Source organism: Acidobacteriota bacterium (assembly GCA_022340665.1).
GTDB lineage: Bacteria > Acidobacteriota > Thermoanaerobaculia > Thermoanaerobaculales > Sulfomarinibacteraceae > Sulfomarinibacter.
In genome coordinates this window covers 1-15567 of record JAJDNM010000041.1, presented here as the reverse complement: position 1 = coordinate 15567, position 15567 = coordinate 1, and the positions used below count along the sequence as shown (strand labels likewise).

The 15567-nt window shown below is 61.4% G+C and carries 14 protein-coding genes; all 14 read right to left on the bottom strand.

Translation table 11 applies throughout. From position 1 onward, the window contains the following. Nucleotides 1-719: heterodisulfide reductase subunit F (locus LJE93_05620; GenBank protein ID MCG6948376.1), on the bottom strand; the 719-nt coding region annotated here is incomplete at its 3' end. Further along, on the bottom strand, nt 706-1770 hold the full coding sequence (locus tag LJE93_05615) for a 4Fe-4S dicluster domain-containing protein (GenBank protein ID MCG6948375.1): 1065 nt from the start codon (nt 1768-1770) through the stop codon (nt 706-708). The genes LJE93_05615 and LJE93_05620, both read right to left, overlap by 14 nt. Before the next feature lie 10 nt (nt 1771-1780). Then, complete coding sequence (locus LJE93_05610) at nt 1781-3193, bottom strand: hydrogenase iron-sulfur subunit (GenBank protein ID MCG6948374.1); 1413 nt, start codon at nt 3191-3193, stop codon at nt 1781-1783. Beyond that, nucleotides 3190-5205 (bottom strand): CoB--CoM heterodisulfide reductase iron-sulfur subunit A family protein, encoded by a 2016-nt coding sequence (locus LJE93_05605; protein MCG6948373.1) that lies wholly within the window; start codon nt 5203-5205, stop codon nt 3190-3192. The genes LJE93_05610 and LJE93_05605 overlap by 4 nt, the downstream gene beginning before the upstream one ends. 1 nt (nt 5206) lies before the next feature. Further along, nucleotides 5207-5791: a 2-oxoacid:acceptor oxidoreductase family protein gene (locus tag LJE93_05600; protein ID MCG6948372.1), complete on the bottom strand. Its 585-nt coding sequence runs from the start codon at nt 5789-5791 to the stop codon at nt 5207-5209. Then, entirely contained in the window at nt 5784-6674 is an 891-nt protein-coding gene (locus LJE93_05595) for a thiamine pyrophosphate-dependent enzyme (GenBank protein ID MCG6948371.1), read from the bottom strand. Before LJE93_05595 ends, LJE93_05600 begins: the two co-directional genes overlap by 8 nt. Beyond that, nucleotides 6671-7828, bottom strand: a complete 1158-nt coding sequence (locus LJE93_05590; protein MCG6948370.1) for a 2-oxoacid:acceptor oxidoreductase subunit alpha — start codon at nt 7826-7828, stop codon at nt 6671-6673. Before LJE93_05590 ends, LJE93_05595 begins: the two co-directional genes overlap by 4 nt. Further along, nucleotides 7825-8118: a 4Fe-4S binding protein gene (locus LJE93_05585; protein MCG6948369.1), complete on the bottom strand. Its 294-nt coding sequence runs from the start codon at nt 8116-8118 to the stop codon at nt 7825-7827. Before LJE93_05585 ends, LJE93_05590 begins: the two co-directional genes overlap by 4 nt. Nucleotides 8119-8300: 182 nt before the next feature. Continuing rightward, nucleotides 8301-8870, bottom strand: a complete 570-nt coding sequence (locus LJE93_05580; protein MCG6948368.1) for a MarR family transcriptional regulator — start codon at nt 8868-8870, stop codon at nt 8301-8303. A gap of 658 nt (nt 8871-9528) precedes the next feature. Next, the gene (locus LJE93_05575) at nt 9529-10404 is read right to left on the bottom strand and encodes a 2-oxoacid:ferredoxin oxidoreductase subunit beta (protein MCG6948367.1); all 876 of its coding nucleotides are present in this window, start codon (nt 10402-10404) and stop codon (nt 9529-9531) included. Next, the gene (locus tag LJE93_05570; protein MCG6948366.1) at nt 10401-12179 is read right to left on the bottom strand and encodes a 2-oxoacid:acceptor oxidoreductase subunit alpha; all 1779 of its coding nucleotides are present in this window, start codon (nt 12177-12179) and stop codon (nt 10401-10403) included. The genes LJE93_05575 and LJE93_05570 overlap by 4 nt, the downstream gene beginning before the upstream one ends. Before the next feature lie 129 nt (nt 12180-12308). After that, complete coding sequence (locus LJE93_05565) at nt 12309-13103, bottom strand: SDR family oxidoreductase (protein ID MCG6948365.1); 795 nt, start codon at nt 13101-13103, stop codon at nt 12309-12311. Further along, a complete protein-coding gene (locus LJE93_05560) occupies nt 13103-14773 on the bottom strand; it encodes a peptidase (protein MCG6948364.1) in 1671 nt (556 codons plus the stop codon). Before LJE93_05560 ends, LJE93_05565 begins: the two co-directional genes overlap by 1 nt. 15 nt (nt 14774-14788) lie before the next feature. Continuing rightward, nucleotides 14789-15567, bottom strand: a 779-nt coding sequence (locus tag LJE93_05555; protein ID MCG6948363.1) for a class I SAM-dependent methyltransferase, incomplete at its 5' end; no start/stop codon positions are given.

Genomic DNA, 15567 nt, shown 5'->3' with positions numbered 1-15567 from the left:
ACCTTGCCGAGACTCATGAACAGGAAATGGAGCATGATAGGTGGGCCACAGGCCACGACGATGCGATCCTCAGGATCCAGCTTGAGCGTTTCGAAGACGTTCGGCAGCAGGCCGACCTCGCCATCCCACGCCTCTGTCTCGCCGCCGGGGTCAACCGTCCGGACAACCGTCACACCGTCTACCTCCTGCCACTGCGGCATTTCGCTCTTGTAGACGACATCGGCCACCGAGCGCGCACCGTTGAGAATCAACACATCGCCAAACTCGGCCTTTCGATCGATGACTTCGAGCATCGCCGAGCGCAGCGCCGCCATGCCGATGCCGCCGCCGATGAAGACGATATGCTTCCCCTTCCAATCGTCGACCGGAAAGTGGTTCCCGTAAGGACCGCGGAAGCCAATGACCTGTCCCGCCGACATCATCCTGAGGGCGGTCGTGACCTTGCCGACAACGCGGAATGTGCACTCGACGATGGGCGCCGATGCGCCGGTCTCCCCACGGCGCCACGGCCGATTGGAGATCGCGAACACCGATTCTCCGGCACCGAAGACGGTAAACTGGCCGAACTGCCCCGGCTCCCAGCCCTCGAAATCAGTGGCTTCGGCATCCTCAACGAAATGCAGCCGCAAGGTCCTGACATCTGGGGTTTCGTCAATAAATTCGCTGATCCTCATCAGGCTCGGCTGGTACGGGTTGGGCATGGCTTCAGCGAGCGGCATCTGCACCCTCCTCCCGGATGGCCTCGACTGCCGCGGACACCGTGCTCACGATGTCGAGGCCCGCCGGGCACAGCGCGACGCAACGACCGCAGCCGACGCAGCGGAACGGGTCCTCGTCCCGCTCCCTGAAGGCAAACTTGTGAAGCACCCGCTGGCGGTAACGCTGCTGTTTCGTTTGACGTGGATTGTGGCCCGAGGCGTGTTGGGTGAACAGTGGGAAGGTGCACGCGTCCCACGAGCGAATCTGACCGCCGCCCCATGCATTCGCCTCGTGGTTCATGTCAAAGCAGGAGCAAGACGGACAGACGTAGGCACACACACTGCAGCCAAGGCAATGTTGGGCGAGCCGGTCCCAGGCTCCGTGCTCGAAACCGTCCTCGAGCACCTGTGACCACTGTTTGTTTACCGGGCTCCGTTCGATTTGCTCGGCCACCCGGTCGGCGAGCGCCGCGATCTTTTTCGTGTCCTTGGCCGAGGCTTCGCCCCAGCCGGCAGCGCCATTTCCGACAAGAGTCCGACCCTTTTCGGTCAGGACCCGGAGCATCCAAGCTCCTTCGAGTGGTACGAGCTGCACGTCGCACCCCTCCTCTCCTACCGGCGAACCTCCAATGGCGGTGCAGAAGCACTCCGGATCGGCCGCACCGCATCCGGCCGAGACGACGGTGGTGTTTGCCCTCCGCTTCGCATACAGAGGATCGCCAGTGCCCGACAGGAAGATCTCGTCGAGCCGGACCAGCCCCGACGCGTCACAGCTGCGAACACCGACGAGCACCTGCGGCCGCTCGGGTCCCTCCGGATCTCGGAGCTGCACCAGCGAAGCCGAGAGATCGTAGTGGTACAGCGCCTCCGTCCTCGGGAAGAAATACTCCTTTGGAGACCACCGGGTCTTCCCCGACTCTTCGATCAGAGCCTGCTCCGGACTGCTGATCGGACGGAATATCTTGACCCCGTCCTCCTCCACCGGCGCAATGACGTCGCTTCCGGCGTCGAGCAGGTCCTTCAACCACTCTCGGAGCTGTTCATCGTTGAGCATCCACTCGGTGCAATCCATCAGTTGCTCCTCACAGAATGAACTCCTCAGAGTCCTCCATCCGGAAATCGACGAGCGCGGCCTTCTGCTCTGGATCCAGACCGACGTTGCCGTACTGCTTCTCGACCTCCAACGCCAGCTTGCGGTTGATCAGGTCGAGACGGATATCTGCTGGACAGACGCGCGCACATTCATCACAGCCCGAACAGCGGCCAGCCAGATGAACCGCACGGATGATGTTCCAGGAGCTGTTACCGCGGCTGTCGATCGAGGTCGAGACCCATTGCGGACGGTGTTTTTCGCTGATACAAGACGAGCAGTAGCACATCGGACACGCCGCCCGACAGGCATAACAGCGGAGGCAGCGAGAGAACTGACGCTGCCAAAAGGCCCAGCGATCGCTGTGCGGGAGGCTCTCGAGGTGAGCGATCTGCTCGTCTCGAGCGTCCGGCCGGTCGAGAGCGGCATCACCCGGGTCCGCACAACTCTCGCTCACGCCATCGACGGTCACCACAAGATCGCACACCGGGTGCGGTTCGCCGGAGCACGCCAGGCACTTGGCGGCGAGTCCTTCGCCGTCTATCACTCCGGGACACTGGACGCCGATCAGGCGCACCTGATCGCGCCCGACCTGTCCCTCGCGAAGCAGGCCGGTCACCGCACCGAGATCACAGGTCTTGACCACAAGCGCGACCCGCTCGTGATCGGACAACGCGTCGCGGAGGTAGGCGGAGAGGTTGCTGTGACACGCCTGGTTCCACTGCAGCTTGTCGCATTCGGCTGTATCAATCACCGAAACCGGAACGGTCTTTCCGGACAAAGAGCCTTGGCCGTAGCCGACGACGGCACCCGCGCGACCCGAGGAGAGCAGCTCAGCGGCTGCCTTACGCAGGTTGCCGCGAAGCGCCTTCATCTGAACTTCATTATATTCCTGAGGCCCGCCACCCTCCACCTCGGGCAATTCGAGGCCTGCCCAACCCTCGGGACCGCCGTAGGCTGGCAGCGGCCCCGCCTCACGAACCTTATCCGTGACCTCAGCGACCACCTTGGCCCACTTGTGGCCTTCGGCGGCAGACACCCACGCGAAATGCAACCGGTTGAGGTCGATGCCGATGAAGTCCATCAGCGACCTGAAAATGGTGAAACGGCGGCGCGCGACGAGGTTTCCCTGGACGTAGTGGCAGTCGCCAGGATGACAACCCGACACCAGAACTCCGTCGGCACCCAGCTCGAAGGCACGCAGAATCATCAATGGGCTCATGCGGCCAGTGCAGGGGAATCGCACCATGCGCACGTTTGCCGGGTACTGGAGCCGGGTCGTACCGGCCATATCTGCGCCCGCATAGCTGCACCAATTGCAGACGAGGGCGACGATATGTGGCTTCCAGTCCTCGGGCACGGAAGCAGCGCTGCTCCGGGCGGTGCTGACATTCGCTTCAGTCATCGTTCGACCACCTCCCGCAACGCGCCCAGCGCACCGAGTTGGGCGAAGAACTGCTCGTCGCTATAGCCCTCGAGGTCGATGTAGCCGCCGCGGCAGGTCACGGTGCACAGGCCACAGCCCTCGCACATCGCCGGATTGGGAGCTGCCACCTCGCGCACGACCTCACCCTGGGAATCGAGCAGTTGTTTGCGCTCGATCGCACCGTAGGGACAAACCGCGAGGCATTCAAAACAGCCGGCGCATGCCGCTTCATCGACATGCGCAGTCGACGGGTCGCGCTCGAGCACCTCCCGTGACAGCATTTCCATGCCCTTGGAGGCCGCAGCCGAAGCCTGCGAAACCGTCTCCGGGATGTCCTTGGGCGCCTGCGCGGCGCCGGCAAGGAAAATCCCCGCAGTCAGGGTCTCGACCGGTCGCAGCTTGGGGTGCGCTTCTTTGAAGAACCCGTGGGTATCGGCGGCGATTCGCAGCTTGCCGGCTATCTCGCCGTGATCGGCCGGTTCCATCGCTGCCGCCAACACCACCATGTCGGCGTCGATCTCGATATGTTTGCCCGACAGCGTGTCGACGCCGAGCACCCTGAGCTTGCCGTCCTCCTTGATGATCCGGCTGGGACGGCCGCGGATGTACATCACCCGCTCTTCCTCCATCGCCCGGTGGACGAACTCCTCGTAGCCCTTGCCTCCGGCACGGATATCCATGTAAAAGATGTAGGCCCTGGAGTCCGGCACCTTGTGGCGCAGCAGCAAAGCGTGCTTGGCGGTGTACATGCAGCAGATTTTCGAGCAGTAGGGAACCCCATGTTCCGGGTTTCGTGAACCGACACACTGGATGAAGACAACGTCCTTCGGGGTCTTGCCATCGGACGGCCGCTGAACCTCGCCTTCGGTCGGGCCGGAGGCGGAGAGCATGCGTTCGAACTCGAGGCCGTCCATCACATCGACGAACTTCCCGTAGCCGCTCTCCTCGGCCTGTTGGCCGAGCTGCAGGTCGAAGCCTGTAGCGGCGATGATGACGCCAACCTCACGCTCGATGAGCTCGGGCTGCATGTCGAAGTCGATGCACTGCGGCTTGCACACCTGGTCGCACTTATTGCACGCCAAAACCCGGAATCCAGTCGGTGAATCGAGGTTGGCGTTGAGGCAGCGCTCGGCGTCGAGGGTGAATGTCGATGGTACCGCCTGCGGAAACGGGATGTAGATCGCCTTGCGGGTTGAAAGACCCATGTCGAACTCGTTGCCACCCGGCTGCGGGCAGACCTCGGCGCAGTCACCGCACGCGGTGCAGTCCTCGGCCACCACGAAGCTCGGTTTCTTGCGGATACGGACTGTGAAATTGCCGACATAGCCAGACACACTCTCGACCTCGGAGTAGGTCAAAAGCTCGATATTGGGGTGTCGCGAGACCTGCACCATAAGCGGGGTCAGAATGCACTGCGAGCAGTCAAGGGTCGGAAAGGTTTCCGACAGCCTCGACATGTTGCCGCCAAGCGACGGTTGCCTCTCGACCAACACCACAGGGTGGCCGGCATTTGCGATATCGAGGGCCGCACGAATTCCGGCGACGCCGCCACCAATGACAAGCGCTCGTTTGGTCACCGGCACCTCGACGGGATTGAGAGGTCTGGCACGTTTGACCCGCTCGACAGCCGCGGTGACCGTCTGACAGGCCTTTGCGCTGGCTTCGTCGGAATCGTGGTGAACCCACGAGCAGTGCTCGCGGATGTTGGCGATTTCGACCAGGTGAGGGTTCAGACCCGCCTGGGCGGCAGCCGCACGAAAGGTCGGCTCGTGCAGCTGCGGCGAGCAGGCCGCGATCACCACCCGGTCGAGGCCATGCTCTTCGATGGCGTCAATCACCATTTGCTGGCCGGGTGCCGAGCACAGATAGGGGTAGTCTTCCGAAACCGCGGCCCCGGGAATATCTTTGGCGAATTCCACCACGTCCTTCACCTGAACTGTGCGGGCGATGTTCTCGCCACAATGACAGACGAACACGCCGACCTTAGCCATATCAGCTCCCCACCGGCGCGGCCTTTTCCTGCTTCTTCGCCCCGCTGCCGTAGCTCTCCTGGAATGCGGCGCAACCCGCGTCGAAGGCCCTCAGATTGACCTCCTCGGTTCCCTTCGGCACCGACTGCTCAACCGCCAGCCGCATTGTCTCGACCGGTACGATCTCGGTGGCCGCCGCGAAGAAACCGAGCATGACGATGTTCTGCACGATGGCTCGCCCGATTTCCTCGGCAATGCGGGTCGACGACACACCGTAGGCGGTCTGGCCTTCCTTCGGCTCGAACGAAACCAGGTCCTTCTCGTAGACGAGGATTCCGTCGTCCTTGAGCTCGTCGCGGTATTTCTCGTAACCCTCAAACGACATGACCACGAAGATGTCCGGACGACCGATATAGGGATAGAGCACTTCGGTGTCCGAAACGGCCAGGGTCGTCGAGCAGGCCGAGCCCCGGGCTTCCGGTCCGAAGCTCTGGATCATGGTGGCGTGCTTGCCACCGTTGACCGCGCAGGCGTGACCTATGATGTGGCCGGCGAGCACCACACCCTGGCCACCGAATCCGGTGATGCGGATCTCGGTCCTATTCATGGATCCACCCCCCCTCATCAGGCATCGGAACGTAACGATCACCCAGCCTTTCTTTGTAGTGCGCGTGCATCATGTCGATGAACGTCGGGCGCTCTTCGTCGACGAAGTTGCCGCAGATAAAATGGTCCTGGTAGGCGATATCGACCTCGCGCGTATCGGCGCCGTGTTTGATCTCCGAATTGTCGTGGTAGAACTTGATCAGATCGAGCCCGCTTCCAAGCCTGTTCAGCCGCGAGTAGAGGGTCGGGCAAGGCGCGACGACCTCGATGAAGCGGAAACCCCGGCGACTGAGGGCCGTACGGATAGCCTTCGTGAGCCTCCGAATGTGCAGGCAGGTCCATCGTGCAACAAAGGAGGCGCCGCAGCTCGCCGCCAGGTGGGGCAGATTGAAGGGCCTCTCGAAGTTCCCGTATGGCATCGTCGACGATCGTGCCGTCTGGGGTGTGGTCGGCGCGTTCTGCCCGCCGGTCATGCCGTATATGAAGTTGTTGACCAGGATGACCAGCATGTCCATGTTGCGTCGCGCTGCGTGAATGAAGTGATTGCCACCGATTCCGGTGAGATCGCCGTCTCCTGAGAAAACCACGACCTCGAGCTCGGGGCGACCGAGCTTGAGACCAGTGGCGAAAGGGATGGCGCGGCCGTGCGTGGTGTGGAAGGCATCGAGGTTCATATAGCCTGCCACGCGTCCGGTGCAGCCGATGCCCGAGGTGATCGCCACCTTGTCGAGATCCACCTTCGCCTCGTCGAGAGCAGTCGCAAAACACTTGACGACGGTGCCGATACCGCAGGTGGGACACCAGATGTGGGGCATCCTATCCATCCGCAGAAACGGCGCAATCGGATGCTCTTGGGCGAGGGTCGCATCTGTTGGTGTGGTCATTTGGCGGCCTCCTCGATGGCTTTGCAGATATCGGCCGGGTCGTGCACGCCTCCACCCATGTGGGGCACCAGCGTCGTTTTTGCCTTGCCGGCGGCACAGCGCTCGAGTTCGAGCACCATTTGCCCGTAGTTGATCTCAGGCATGACAAAGGCCTTGACCTGGTCAGCGAGCTCCCGGATGCGGGTCTCGGGGAATGGCCAGACCACGATCAGCCGTATGAAGCCGACCTTGATGCCCTTGGCACGCGCCATGTCGATGCCGGCACGCGCCACCCGCGCGGTAATTCCGTAGGCCACGACGACGATGTCGGCGCCATCGGTGTCTTCCTCTTCGTAGCGGACGATCTGATCGGCGTTGAGGCGGATCTTATCGATCAACCGTTTGACGGTCTCCCCCTGGCACTCCGCCGACATCACCGGGTAGCCGCGCCTGTCGTGGGTCAGGCCAGTGGTGTGGAAACGGTAACCGTCGCCAGCACGCACCATCTCAGGAACAGGTTTGCCATTGATCTCGTACGGCAGGTAGTCACCTGGTTTTTTGTCGGTCAGCTTGCGTGGCACGACGTCGATCTCTTCGGCAGGAGGAATCACCACTTTTTCGGTCATGTGGCCGACGCACTCGTCCATCATGAACATCACTGGCACCCGCCAGGTCTCTGAAAGATTAAAGGCCTCAATCGTGAGATCGAAGGCCTCCTGAGGTGACTGGGGGCTGAATGCAATGAGCTCGTAATCACCGTGCGAGCCCCACCTCGCCTGCATCATGTCGGCCTGTCCGACCATGGTGGGAAGGCCGGTGGAGGGACCGCCGCGTTGTACGTTGACGACCACGCACGGTGCCTCCATCATCGTCGCCAGCCCGATGTTCTCCATCATCAGGGAAAAACCCGGCCCCGAGGTCACGGTCATGGATTTCGAACCCGTCCACGCCGCGCCGGCAATCGCTGCCATGCTCGCGAGCTCGTCCTCCATCTGAATGAAGGTGCCGCCCATCATCGGGAATCTCTGAGAAATTCGTTCAACCACCTCGGTGGAAGGCGTGATGGGATAGCCGGCCACGAAGCGGCAGCCCGCAGCCATGGCACCTTCGCCACAGGCGTAGTCACCATCGAGGTAATGGACGCCGGTCAGCACACCAGCAGGATCAGCCTTCAATTGGGACCTCCCTCGTCCGCCACCGCTTCATCCTCCGCCGGCACGCAGAAGATCGCGAAGTCGGGGCAGATCATCTCGCAGAGATTGCAGTTCACACATTCACCATCCTTGACTACCTCGGGTGGGTGGTAGCCCTTGCGATTGAATCCCTCGGACATGACCAGCACGTCTTTCGGGCAGAACTCGACGCAGAAGGCGCAGCCCTTGCACCGATCGGTTATGACATAGACGGTGCCTACCGGAACCTTGACCTTGTCTGCATCAAGCGGTGTTCTCCATCCCCTGGCCATTCAGTCCTCCGAATCTTTGAACTCTGATTCAGCTATAAGGCTTGCTTTCACGTGGAGGTGTCTTTCGGCAAATTCGGAATTCGGGTTTCGGAATTCGTAATGCCGCCCCTGCCCCCCGGAGATGTCTCCGCTGAGCTGGATCGAAATTCCGACTTCCGAATTCAGAGTTCCGGATTCGTTCTTCACGCTTCCACCTCCGGCCCGTCTTTCTTTCGCGGTCGCATGGCACACTCCCCCTGATACTTTTCGAAGGAACAGTTCGGGAGGTAGTAACCGGCACAGCGCAGGCATGTCTCTCGGGGATGCTCGGCCCTCTCGAGAACCGCGCCACACACCTCTTCTAAGAGGTCACAGAGCTGGGTTGTCTTCTCTTCACCGAGCGCCTCGATGACCGGAAAAAGATGCGCAGCCTTGAGGCTCTCGTAGGTGCGTACGAGAGCCTCTCCCATGCTGCTGGCACGCAACGTGATGACGCGGCGGTCGTGTTCCGAGGTCTCGCGGTAGACGAGACCGAGCTGCTCCAACCGGTCGAGGTTTTTGCTGCTCGCCGCCGGCGAAACCCCAAGGGCTCGCGCGAGCTCACCGACCTGGAGATCGGATTTTGCGGCAATCAGTTTGAGGAAACAGAACTGGGAGCGGGTCAGACGATGTGGAGGAACCTTGTGCAGGAAACCCTCTTCGAGAAACTCGCGCAGCAGCGATCGCAGTACATGTCCCGATCGAAGAAAGCGGTAGAAATGCGCACTCGGCACGCCCGCATCCGCGGGGCCATCGAGCGAACCAATGCGATCGTCGCCGATTGACATATTTCACACGGCGAATATTTTCCGCCGTTAACAATTTATATCCTCATCCAAAGGCGTCAAGTGTTTTCGCGAGATTGTTTTTGTGATTGAGATTAAGGTTCTGCGCGTCCACCCGAAAATCGATGCTGGATGCTGGGTGCTCGATGCCCCGCCCAACGCGGAAGAACCGCAGATCACGCAGATGGACAGAGACATTGGACGCTATCCACCGCGTTTCGCCGCCAAGACGGCAAGAGCACCAAGGGATCATTGGTTTTTCAGAATGTCATCCAGCAACTGCATCGGTCGAAATATGGAATTGACGGTTGAGATTCTAATGATGCAAATAAAACAAGGGTGGAGTCGCGGGAGCATCCCGTAGCACCGACATGATTGAGAAGCGAAGGTACGAGCCTGTGAGCGACGGCGCAGGCCAGAAACACATCCTTCTCTCAGAAAGGCGCGGTGGGCTCAGCCCATCGTGGCTTTCTGAGGGTGGGTGCGGGGAGGGGGCGGGATTCTGCTCGATTGACGCCATGGGCGAATGGCAAATCGGGAGCGGGAACGAAATAGACACGGACACGGGGGTGAACCCGTGCCCGTGTGGAATCGACGAGAGGCAGCCTCAGAAGGACGGATAGAACCTCTTCAAGATCTCCTTGGTCGAGATGGCGGGTTCATCGCCCATGGCTTCCCGCTTGATAGCCTCGACCCGGTCGATCATCGTCGGAGCCTCGACCTCATACAGCACACCGGTGGTCATCACATCCTTTTCGCGGGTGTACTTGATCGCTTCGGATCGCTTCGAAGGATCGTGATCCTCCGGCAGCTTTTGGTGGATATCCTTGAGCCTCTTGAACTCGTCGTCGCCGCGCCAAGTGACGCAGGGCGACATCGCATTGAGGAAGCTGAATCCGCTGTGCTCCATCGCCGAGGTGATGAGTTCGGTCATGCCTTTCATATCGCCCGAGAAACCACGTCCAACCCAAGTCGCGCCGGTCGAAATGGCGAGCTCACACGGATCGAACGCTGGCTCCGGGTTGCCCCAGTAGGTCGATTTTGTCTTGTCACCGATCGGCGTCGTCGGCGCCACCTGCCCCTTGGTGAGACCGTATATCTCGTTGTCCATCAGGATGTAGGTGACGTCCAGGTTGCGCCGGCAGGCGTGAATCAGGTGATTCCCGCCGATCGCGAGACCATCGCCATCGCCACCGACTGCGATCACCGTAAGCTCGGGCCGAGCCATCTTGACGCCAGTGGCGAGGGTCAGCGCGCGACCGTGAACCCCGTTGAAACCATAGGTCGTTACGTACCCCGGTAGGCGCGAAGAGCAGCCGATCCCGGACAGAATCACCGTGTTCCAGGGTTCGATCTGGAGCGCTGCCATCGACCGATAAAGGGCGTTGAGGACGCCGAAATCTCCGCACCCAGGGCACCACACCGGTTTGAGGTCGGATTTGTAGGCACCAGGTTTCAACTCGACTTTGGTTGGCGGACTCATACCAACACCTCCCGCCGGAGGGCGCCCATCTCCAGCACTTTCTGGATCTTGTCTTCAACCTCGGAGACCGTCAGATTCTTGCCGCCGGAACGCTTGTAAACGAACGTCCTCGCTTCGGGAAGCTGGAGGAAGGTCTGCAGGTATTTGTAGAACTGTGCCGAGTACGAAAGCTCGATAACGATCACGTTGTCGACCGTCTTGAGGTATTCGTTGAACTCGTGGTAGGGGAAGGGGTAAAGGAGCTGGGGCACGAATGCGGAGACCTTCTCCCCTCGCGCCGCCGCCCTCTGCACCGCTTCCTTGACCGGGCCCTTGGCAGAGCCCCAACAGATGATTCCGACGTCCGCCTTTTCTGCGCCATAGCGTCGGTAGAAGCTGTACTTCGCTCGAACCAGGCGGAGCTTGCGGTACCGTTTCGCATTCATCGCCTCGTGGACGAGATGCATCGAGGTCGGTGATCCGTCCTCGGCGTGCTCGAGACCGTTGGTCTGGTACTCGCCGCCCTTCATCCCCGGCCAGGACATCGGTGAGACGCCCGACTTTGTGTCCCTGTAGCGCTTGTAGTCTCGCAGGTCCCCGGCGGAGGGCACCTGGCGGCCAATGACTTCGTGGTCGAGAGTGAGCATCGAAAGTGTCTCGCGCCGCTGCGCGACGAACTGGTCCGACAGCACGATGACCGGCACCTGCGCTTCCTCGGCGATGTTGAACGCAGCTACCGTCGCATGGAAGCAATCCTCGACATCCGCCGGAGCCAACACCACTCTCGGTGCGTCACCGTGCGATCCCCACAACGCCTGCCACAGATCCGACTGCTCGGACTTGGTCGGAAGGCCGGTCGAAGGGCCACCACGCTGAACATCGATGATCACGGCCGGAATTTCGGCCATCGAGGCCAGTCCGAGCATCTCGGTCATCAGGGCGAGGCCGGGGCCCGAGGTCGCGGTCATCGATTTGACGCCGGCGAAGGAGCCGCCGATGACTGCGCCGATCGCCGAAAGCTCATCCTCGGTCTGAACCAAATATCCACCAACTTTCGGCATCAGTTCCGACAGCAGATGGAGCACCTCGGAGGACGGAGTGATCGGGTAGCCGGCGAAGAACCGGCAGCCAGCGTGCAAGGCGGCCACGGCGGAGAGCTCGTTGCCGGACATCAGGAGCATCGGCTCGCTAGGGGTGTACTGGAGCCGCATACCGGTCGCCGCTTCTTCGATCTCGGAAGCATGCTTGATACCGGCTTCGAAGCCCTTGATGTTGGCCTCGAGCACTCCCTTCTTCTTTTTCTCAAATTTCTGGACAATGGCCCGTTTCATTGCATCCTGCGGCAGATTGAACAGTTCGCCCAAAAGACCCAGAGTGACGATGTTCTTGGCGAGAGTGGTGCCGGCCGCCTCCTTAGCGAGGTCGATGAACGGCACTGGCACCCATTGCACTTCCTCAACCGGCCCGAGGTCGATCTCGTCACGCGGCGTTTCGTCGGTCGCCTCATAGAGAACCACGGCATTCTCCCCGCAGATGATCTCTCCGCGGAACTGGCCGAAGTCCGCCCAGTTGAACACTACCAGCACCTGCACGAGATCGCCCTGGGCAAATATCGGGTCGGCGCTCAGGCGCACGGTACAGGATGATTCACCACCGCGAATCTGTGGCCCGTAGGCCTCCACCTCCATCACGTGGAGGCCCTCGGAGGCGCCTGCTTGCGCCATCATGTCTCCCACCGTGATGACTCCGTCACCACCGGATCCGACGATCGCGAACGTCAAGTCCCGAGTCGGCATGGAATCTCCTCCCTAACTCTCGAAGTATGTCGCTCGGCGGGTCATTCACCCGCGCCAAAAGATTGTGAACCTATTCACAACAAATGTCCATTATCAATTTTGCCCCCCATGCGGCGAAAAATTGAGGTTTCATATCAGGCTCCTACCGAGGCCTCCGTCAACCGCCAGGGCGACACCAGTGATGCCCGAAGCCATGTCGGAACAGAGGAATCCGACCGCTGCTGCGACCTCTTCGGGCTTCAGCAGGCGCCGGACAGGAGCCATCGCGGACCATCCGGCGAAGATGTCTTCCGTAGTCACGCCATCACGCTCTGCGACGAAATCGGCCAGCTCTCCGAGCCGGTCAGTGGCGGTGAATCCGGGACACACGGTGTTCACGGTCACCCCGTCCGCCGCGACCTCGTCCGAGACACTCTTGAGATAGCCGGTGACCGCCGCCCGGAGGGCATTGGAAAGAACCAGCCCTTGCATCGGCTCTCGAGCCGCAATCGAGGTGATCCCGACAATTCGACCCCAACCCGCCTCGCGCATTTCGGGTAAGGTCAGCTCGGCGAATCGTTGCACGGGCAGGAGCAGGAGAGCGGCTGCCGCATTCAGGTCACTGGCAGTCGCCGCCGTCGCCGGCATGCCCGGCGGGCCGCCGCTGTTCGTAACCACTATCTCCGGCGCGCCAAACGCCGTGCGGGTGGCTGCAACCACCTTTTGCGGAGCGTTCTCATCCGTAAAATCCGCCGAACATCCATCGACGGCGGGTCCTCCGCCGGCACGAATTCTTTCGACCGCCTGCCCCACCCGCTCAGCCGAGCGGGACACCACCATCACCTGCGCGCCGGAACGAGCCAGCAGCTCTGCTACCGCGTAACCGAGACCCGACGACGATCCGCAAACGATGGCGGTTCGCCCTTCAACTCCCCAGATCTGCATCACTGCAGCCCCTCGAGCGGGAAATCGGGTTCGATGTCAACCGGGAGATCCGTGAGACTGGCTATCGCCGCCGCCATCGCCGGGTGCACCGTGCCGTAGCGTTCCACGAACTCGACCGCCGCATCGTAGTCACCGAGCGCCTGAATCATCAGGAGGTCGTGGGCGAGCTCACCGAAGCTGCTCTCGAAAAGATCCGGCACCGGCCGAAACAGGCCATCCTCGGTAATCTCCACCGCCCCCTTCTCGATCAGGTAGTTGGCTTGGAGGACCATCCCCAAACCATGAGCCTCGGCGACGCCGAAACGAGTGGTGCGGAACATCCCCGCGGTGAACGTCCACGGCAAGTGCTCAAGAATCGCCTGGTCCATCACGCCCTTTTCGACAAGGGCATAGATATCGTAGACCCCGAGCACATCCGCCTTCGCCTCCTCGAAGGCCGAGTACAGGTCCCTGAGCTCGAGCCGAACCTCCGTGTCTCGGCCATCGATCACGATCTGACCGGGACCGATACCGTGCGAGAGCTCGTGGTGGAGAGTGAACTGGTAAAACGCCTCGAAATCGATGTTTCCGGCCTCCTCCGACGGCAACACGCGTCCAGCGATCGGGGTCAGGATCGCGTCATACTTGGCCCGCATGATGTTCTTCAGAAGCACCTTTTTCGAGCCTTTCTCTTCGCGCACCCGTTCGTCGTTGGGAAGGTTGAAGGCGATCGTCTGGACGGCCGCCCGGGTGTCACCGGCAGTGAAGAGCTCGTCGACGACCCGAATCGGTGATTCCACACCCCGATCGAGGTTCTTGTGCTCGTCAGGAATCGGCAGGTTGCGCTCGAGGAACGGGAGCTGCGACTTGAAGATTTCCAGCCGGGTCGAGTCTTCGGGCTGAGCAACACACACGAATGCCTCGAAGGCGGCCTTGTAGCCGAAGAGCTGATCTTCGTAGGTCTCGTAAGGTCCGATCACGACCTCGATGGCGGAGTCGAGATCCATCCAGGCCTTGTCGGATTCGTAATAGTCATCGGTGAAAAACGCTTCCGCACGAAGCTCGAGGAAACGCCGTAGACTCTGGTTGTCCGTAACTGCCGCCGCGGCCTGGAGATGTTCCGCAGCAGCCTCGAGGTACGAGCGATAGGCTTCCGAATAGGGAACGGCCATCAGACCATCACCGGTCCTCCGAATGACAGTGAACAGGGAGGTAAATGCCTCACGATCATCGGGATGTTCATCGAGCCAGCCTTCGAACTCGTCAACCGTCATATCCTCCGGGTAATAGCCAGCACCCTTGGGGTGGGGGCGACTGCCGAGAAACGGCTCGAAATGAACCAGCCGATCCCACGGCCCGTACATGATCCGGTAGTACTCCTTTGCGGCATCGGCTCCCTTTCCCGCCAGAGAATCGACCTGACGGGCGAATTCCGGGTTCCCCGTCCACGCCTGCAGGGTAAAGATCTCGTCGATCGACCGGGCCGCGGCCACCAGGTGCTTCAGCGCCTGACGGTCGCCGTCTGAAAGGTGGGAGACGTCGGCCGTCAGCTCCCGCTTCTCGAACTGCAGACGTCGCTCGGAAATGTCAGATGCAATTTCGAGATCGCCCTCGGGCATTGGCCCTCCGCTCCCTCCGCAGGAAAGCAACATCGCGCCACACAGCATCACCGGCGACAAACGGTTCCACATCATTGCCCTCCGCCTTCAGGTTTTGCTGGCCCAGACCGCGAAGTCGCGGGGACCGTGGAGAATTTCATCGAGCCGGTCGCGAAGTCGATCGACCCTCTCCGCCAGCATGGAAATCTCGGGATCGGTGACTGCCCCCGTACCACCCTCGTCGTCGGCCAACAGCTGATCGGGCGGAAACGGATGCAGCAATTCGCGCCGCTGGGGTTCGAGACCGGACGCGCGGAGCATCAGCTCCAGAGTCTCCGGCAGCAACGGCCGGGCGTGAGTCGGATCCTGCCAATAGAGGGACGCCCCAACCCTGACGGTGTGGGGATTGGGGCATTCGGCAATCAGTAGCCCACCGCTCTTCAAGACTCGCCAAATCTCAGAGAGAACCGCCACCAGACGGGTCGGCTGCAGGTGCTCGAACAGGTGAAATGCTGTGACCGCGCCGCGGCTTTCCGGTTCGAGGCCACGCAGGATATCGAGGACGTCACCCTCGGTAACCCCAAGGCCTCGCCTCCGTGCGGCCTCGGCCAGAGCGGAGTCGCCTTCTACTCCCGCCGCCTCGACGCCAGCCTCTCGCAGCATCAGCAGGAGCTCTCCCCGGCCGCTGCCGAGATCTAGAACCGGTGCGGAACTCTGGAGGTCGGGCAGATACCGGTCGAGCCGATGCACGATCTCCTCTTCGCTCCCGCGGAAGCTCTCGAGCAGCCTGGGCTGAACGTCGGCGAGGGCTTCGGCGAGCCGATCATCGCTAATGGGGGAATCGGTCACCGGCAACGCCTCTCCGCGCAACGATCGCTCGGCAAGCG

Coding starts and splice junctions, on each gene's coding strand:
- LJE93_05615 (MCG6948375.1), bottom strand. CDS start 1,770: ATGGATTGCACCGAGTGGATGCTCAACGATGAACAGCTCCGAGAGTGG.
- LJE93_05610 (MCG6948374.1), bottom strand. CDS start 3,193: ATGACTGAAGCGAATGTCAGCACCGCCCGGAGCAGCGCTGCTTCCGTG.
- LJE93_05605 (MCG6948373.1), bottom strand. CDS start 5,205: ATGGCTAAGGTCGGCGTGTTCGTCTGTCATTGTGGCGAGAACATCGCC.
- LJE93_05600 (MCG6948372.1), bottom strand. CDS start 5,791: ATGAATAGGACCGAGATCCGCATCACCGGATTCGGTGGCCAGGGTGTG.
- LJE93_05595 (MCG6948371.1), bottom strand. CDS start 6,674: ATGACCACACCAACAGATGCGACCCTCGCCCAAGAGCATCCGATTGCG.
- LJE93_05585 (MCG6948369.1), bottom strand. CDS start 8,118: ATGGCCAGGGGATGGAGAACACCGCTTGATGCAGACAAGGTCAAGGTT.
- LJE93_05575 (MCG6948367.1), bottom strand. CDS start 10,404: ATGAGTCCGCCAACCAAAGTCGAGTTGAAACCTGGTGCCTACAAATCC.
- LJE93_05570 (MCG6948366.1), bottom strand. CDS start 12,179: ATGCCGACTCGGGACTTGACGTTCGCGATCGTCGGATCCGGTGGTGAC.
- LJE93_05565 (MCG6948365.1), bottom strand. CDS start 13,103: ATGCAGATCTGGGGAGTTGAAGGGCGAACCGCCATCGTTTGCGGATCG.
- LJE93_05560 (MCG6948364.1), bottom strand. CDS start 14,773: ATGTGGAACCGTTTGTCGCCGGTGATGCTGTGTGGCGCGATGTTGCTT.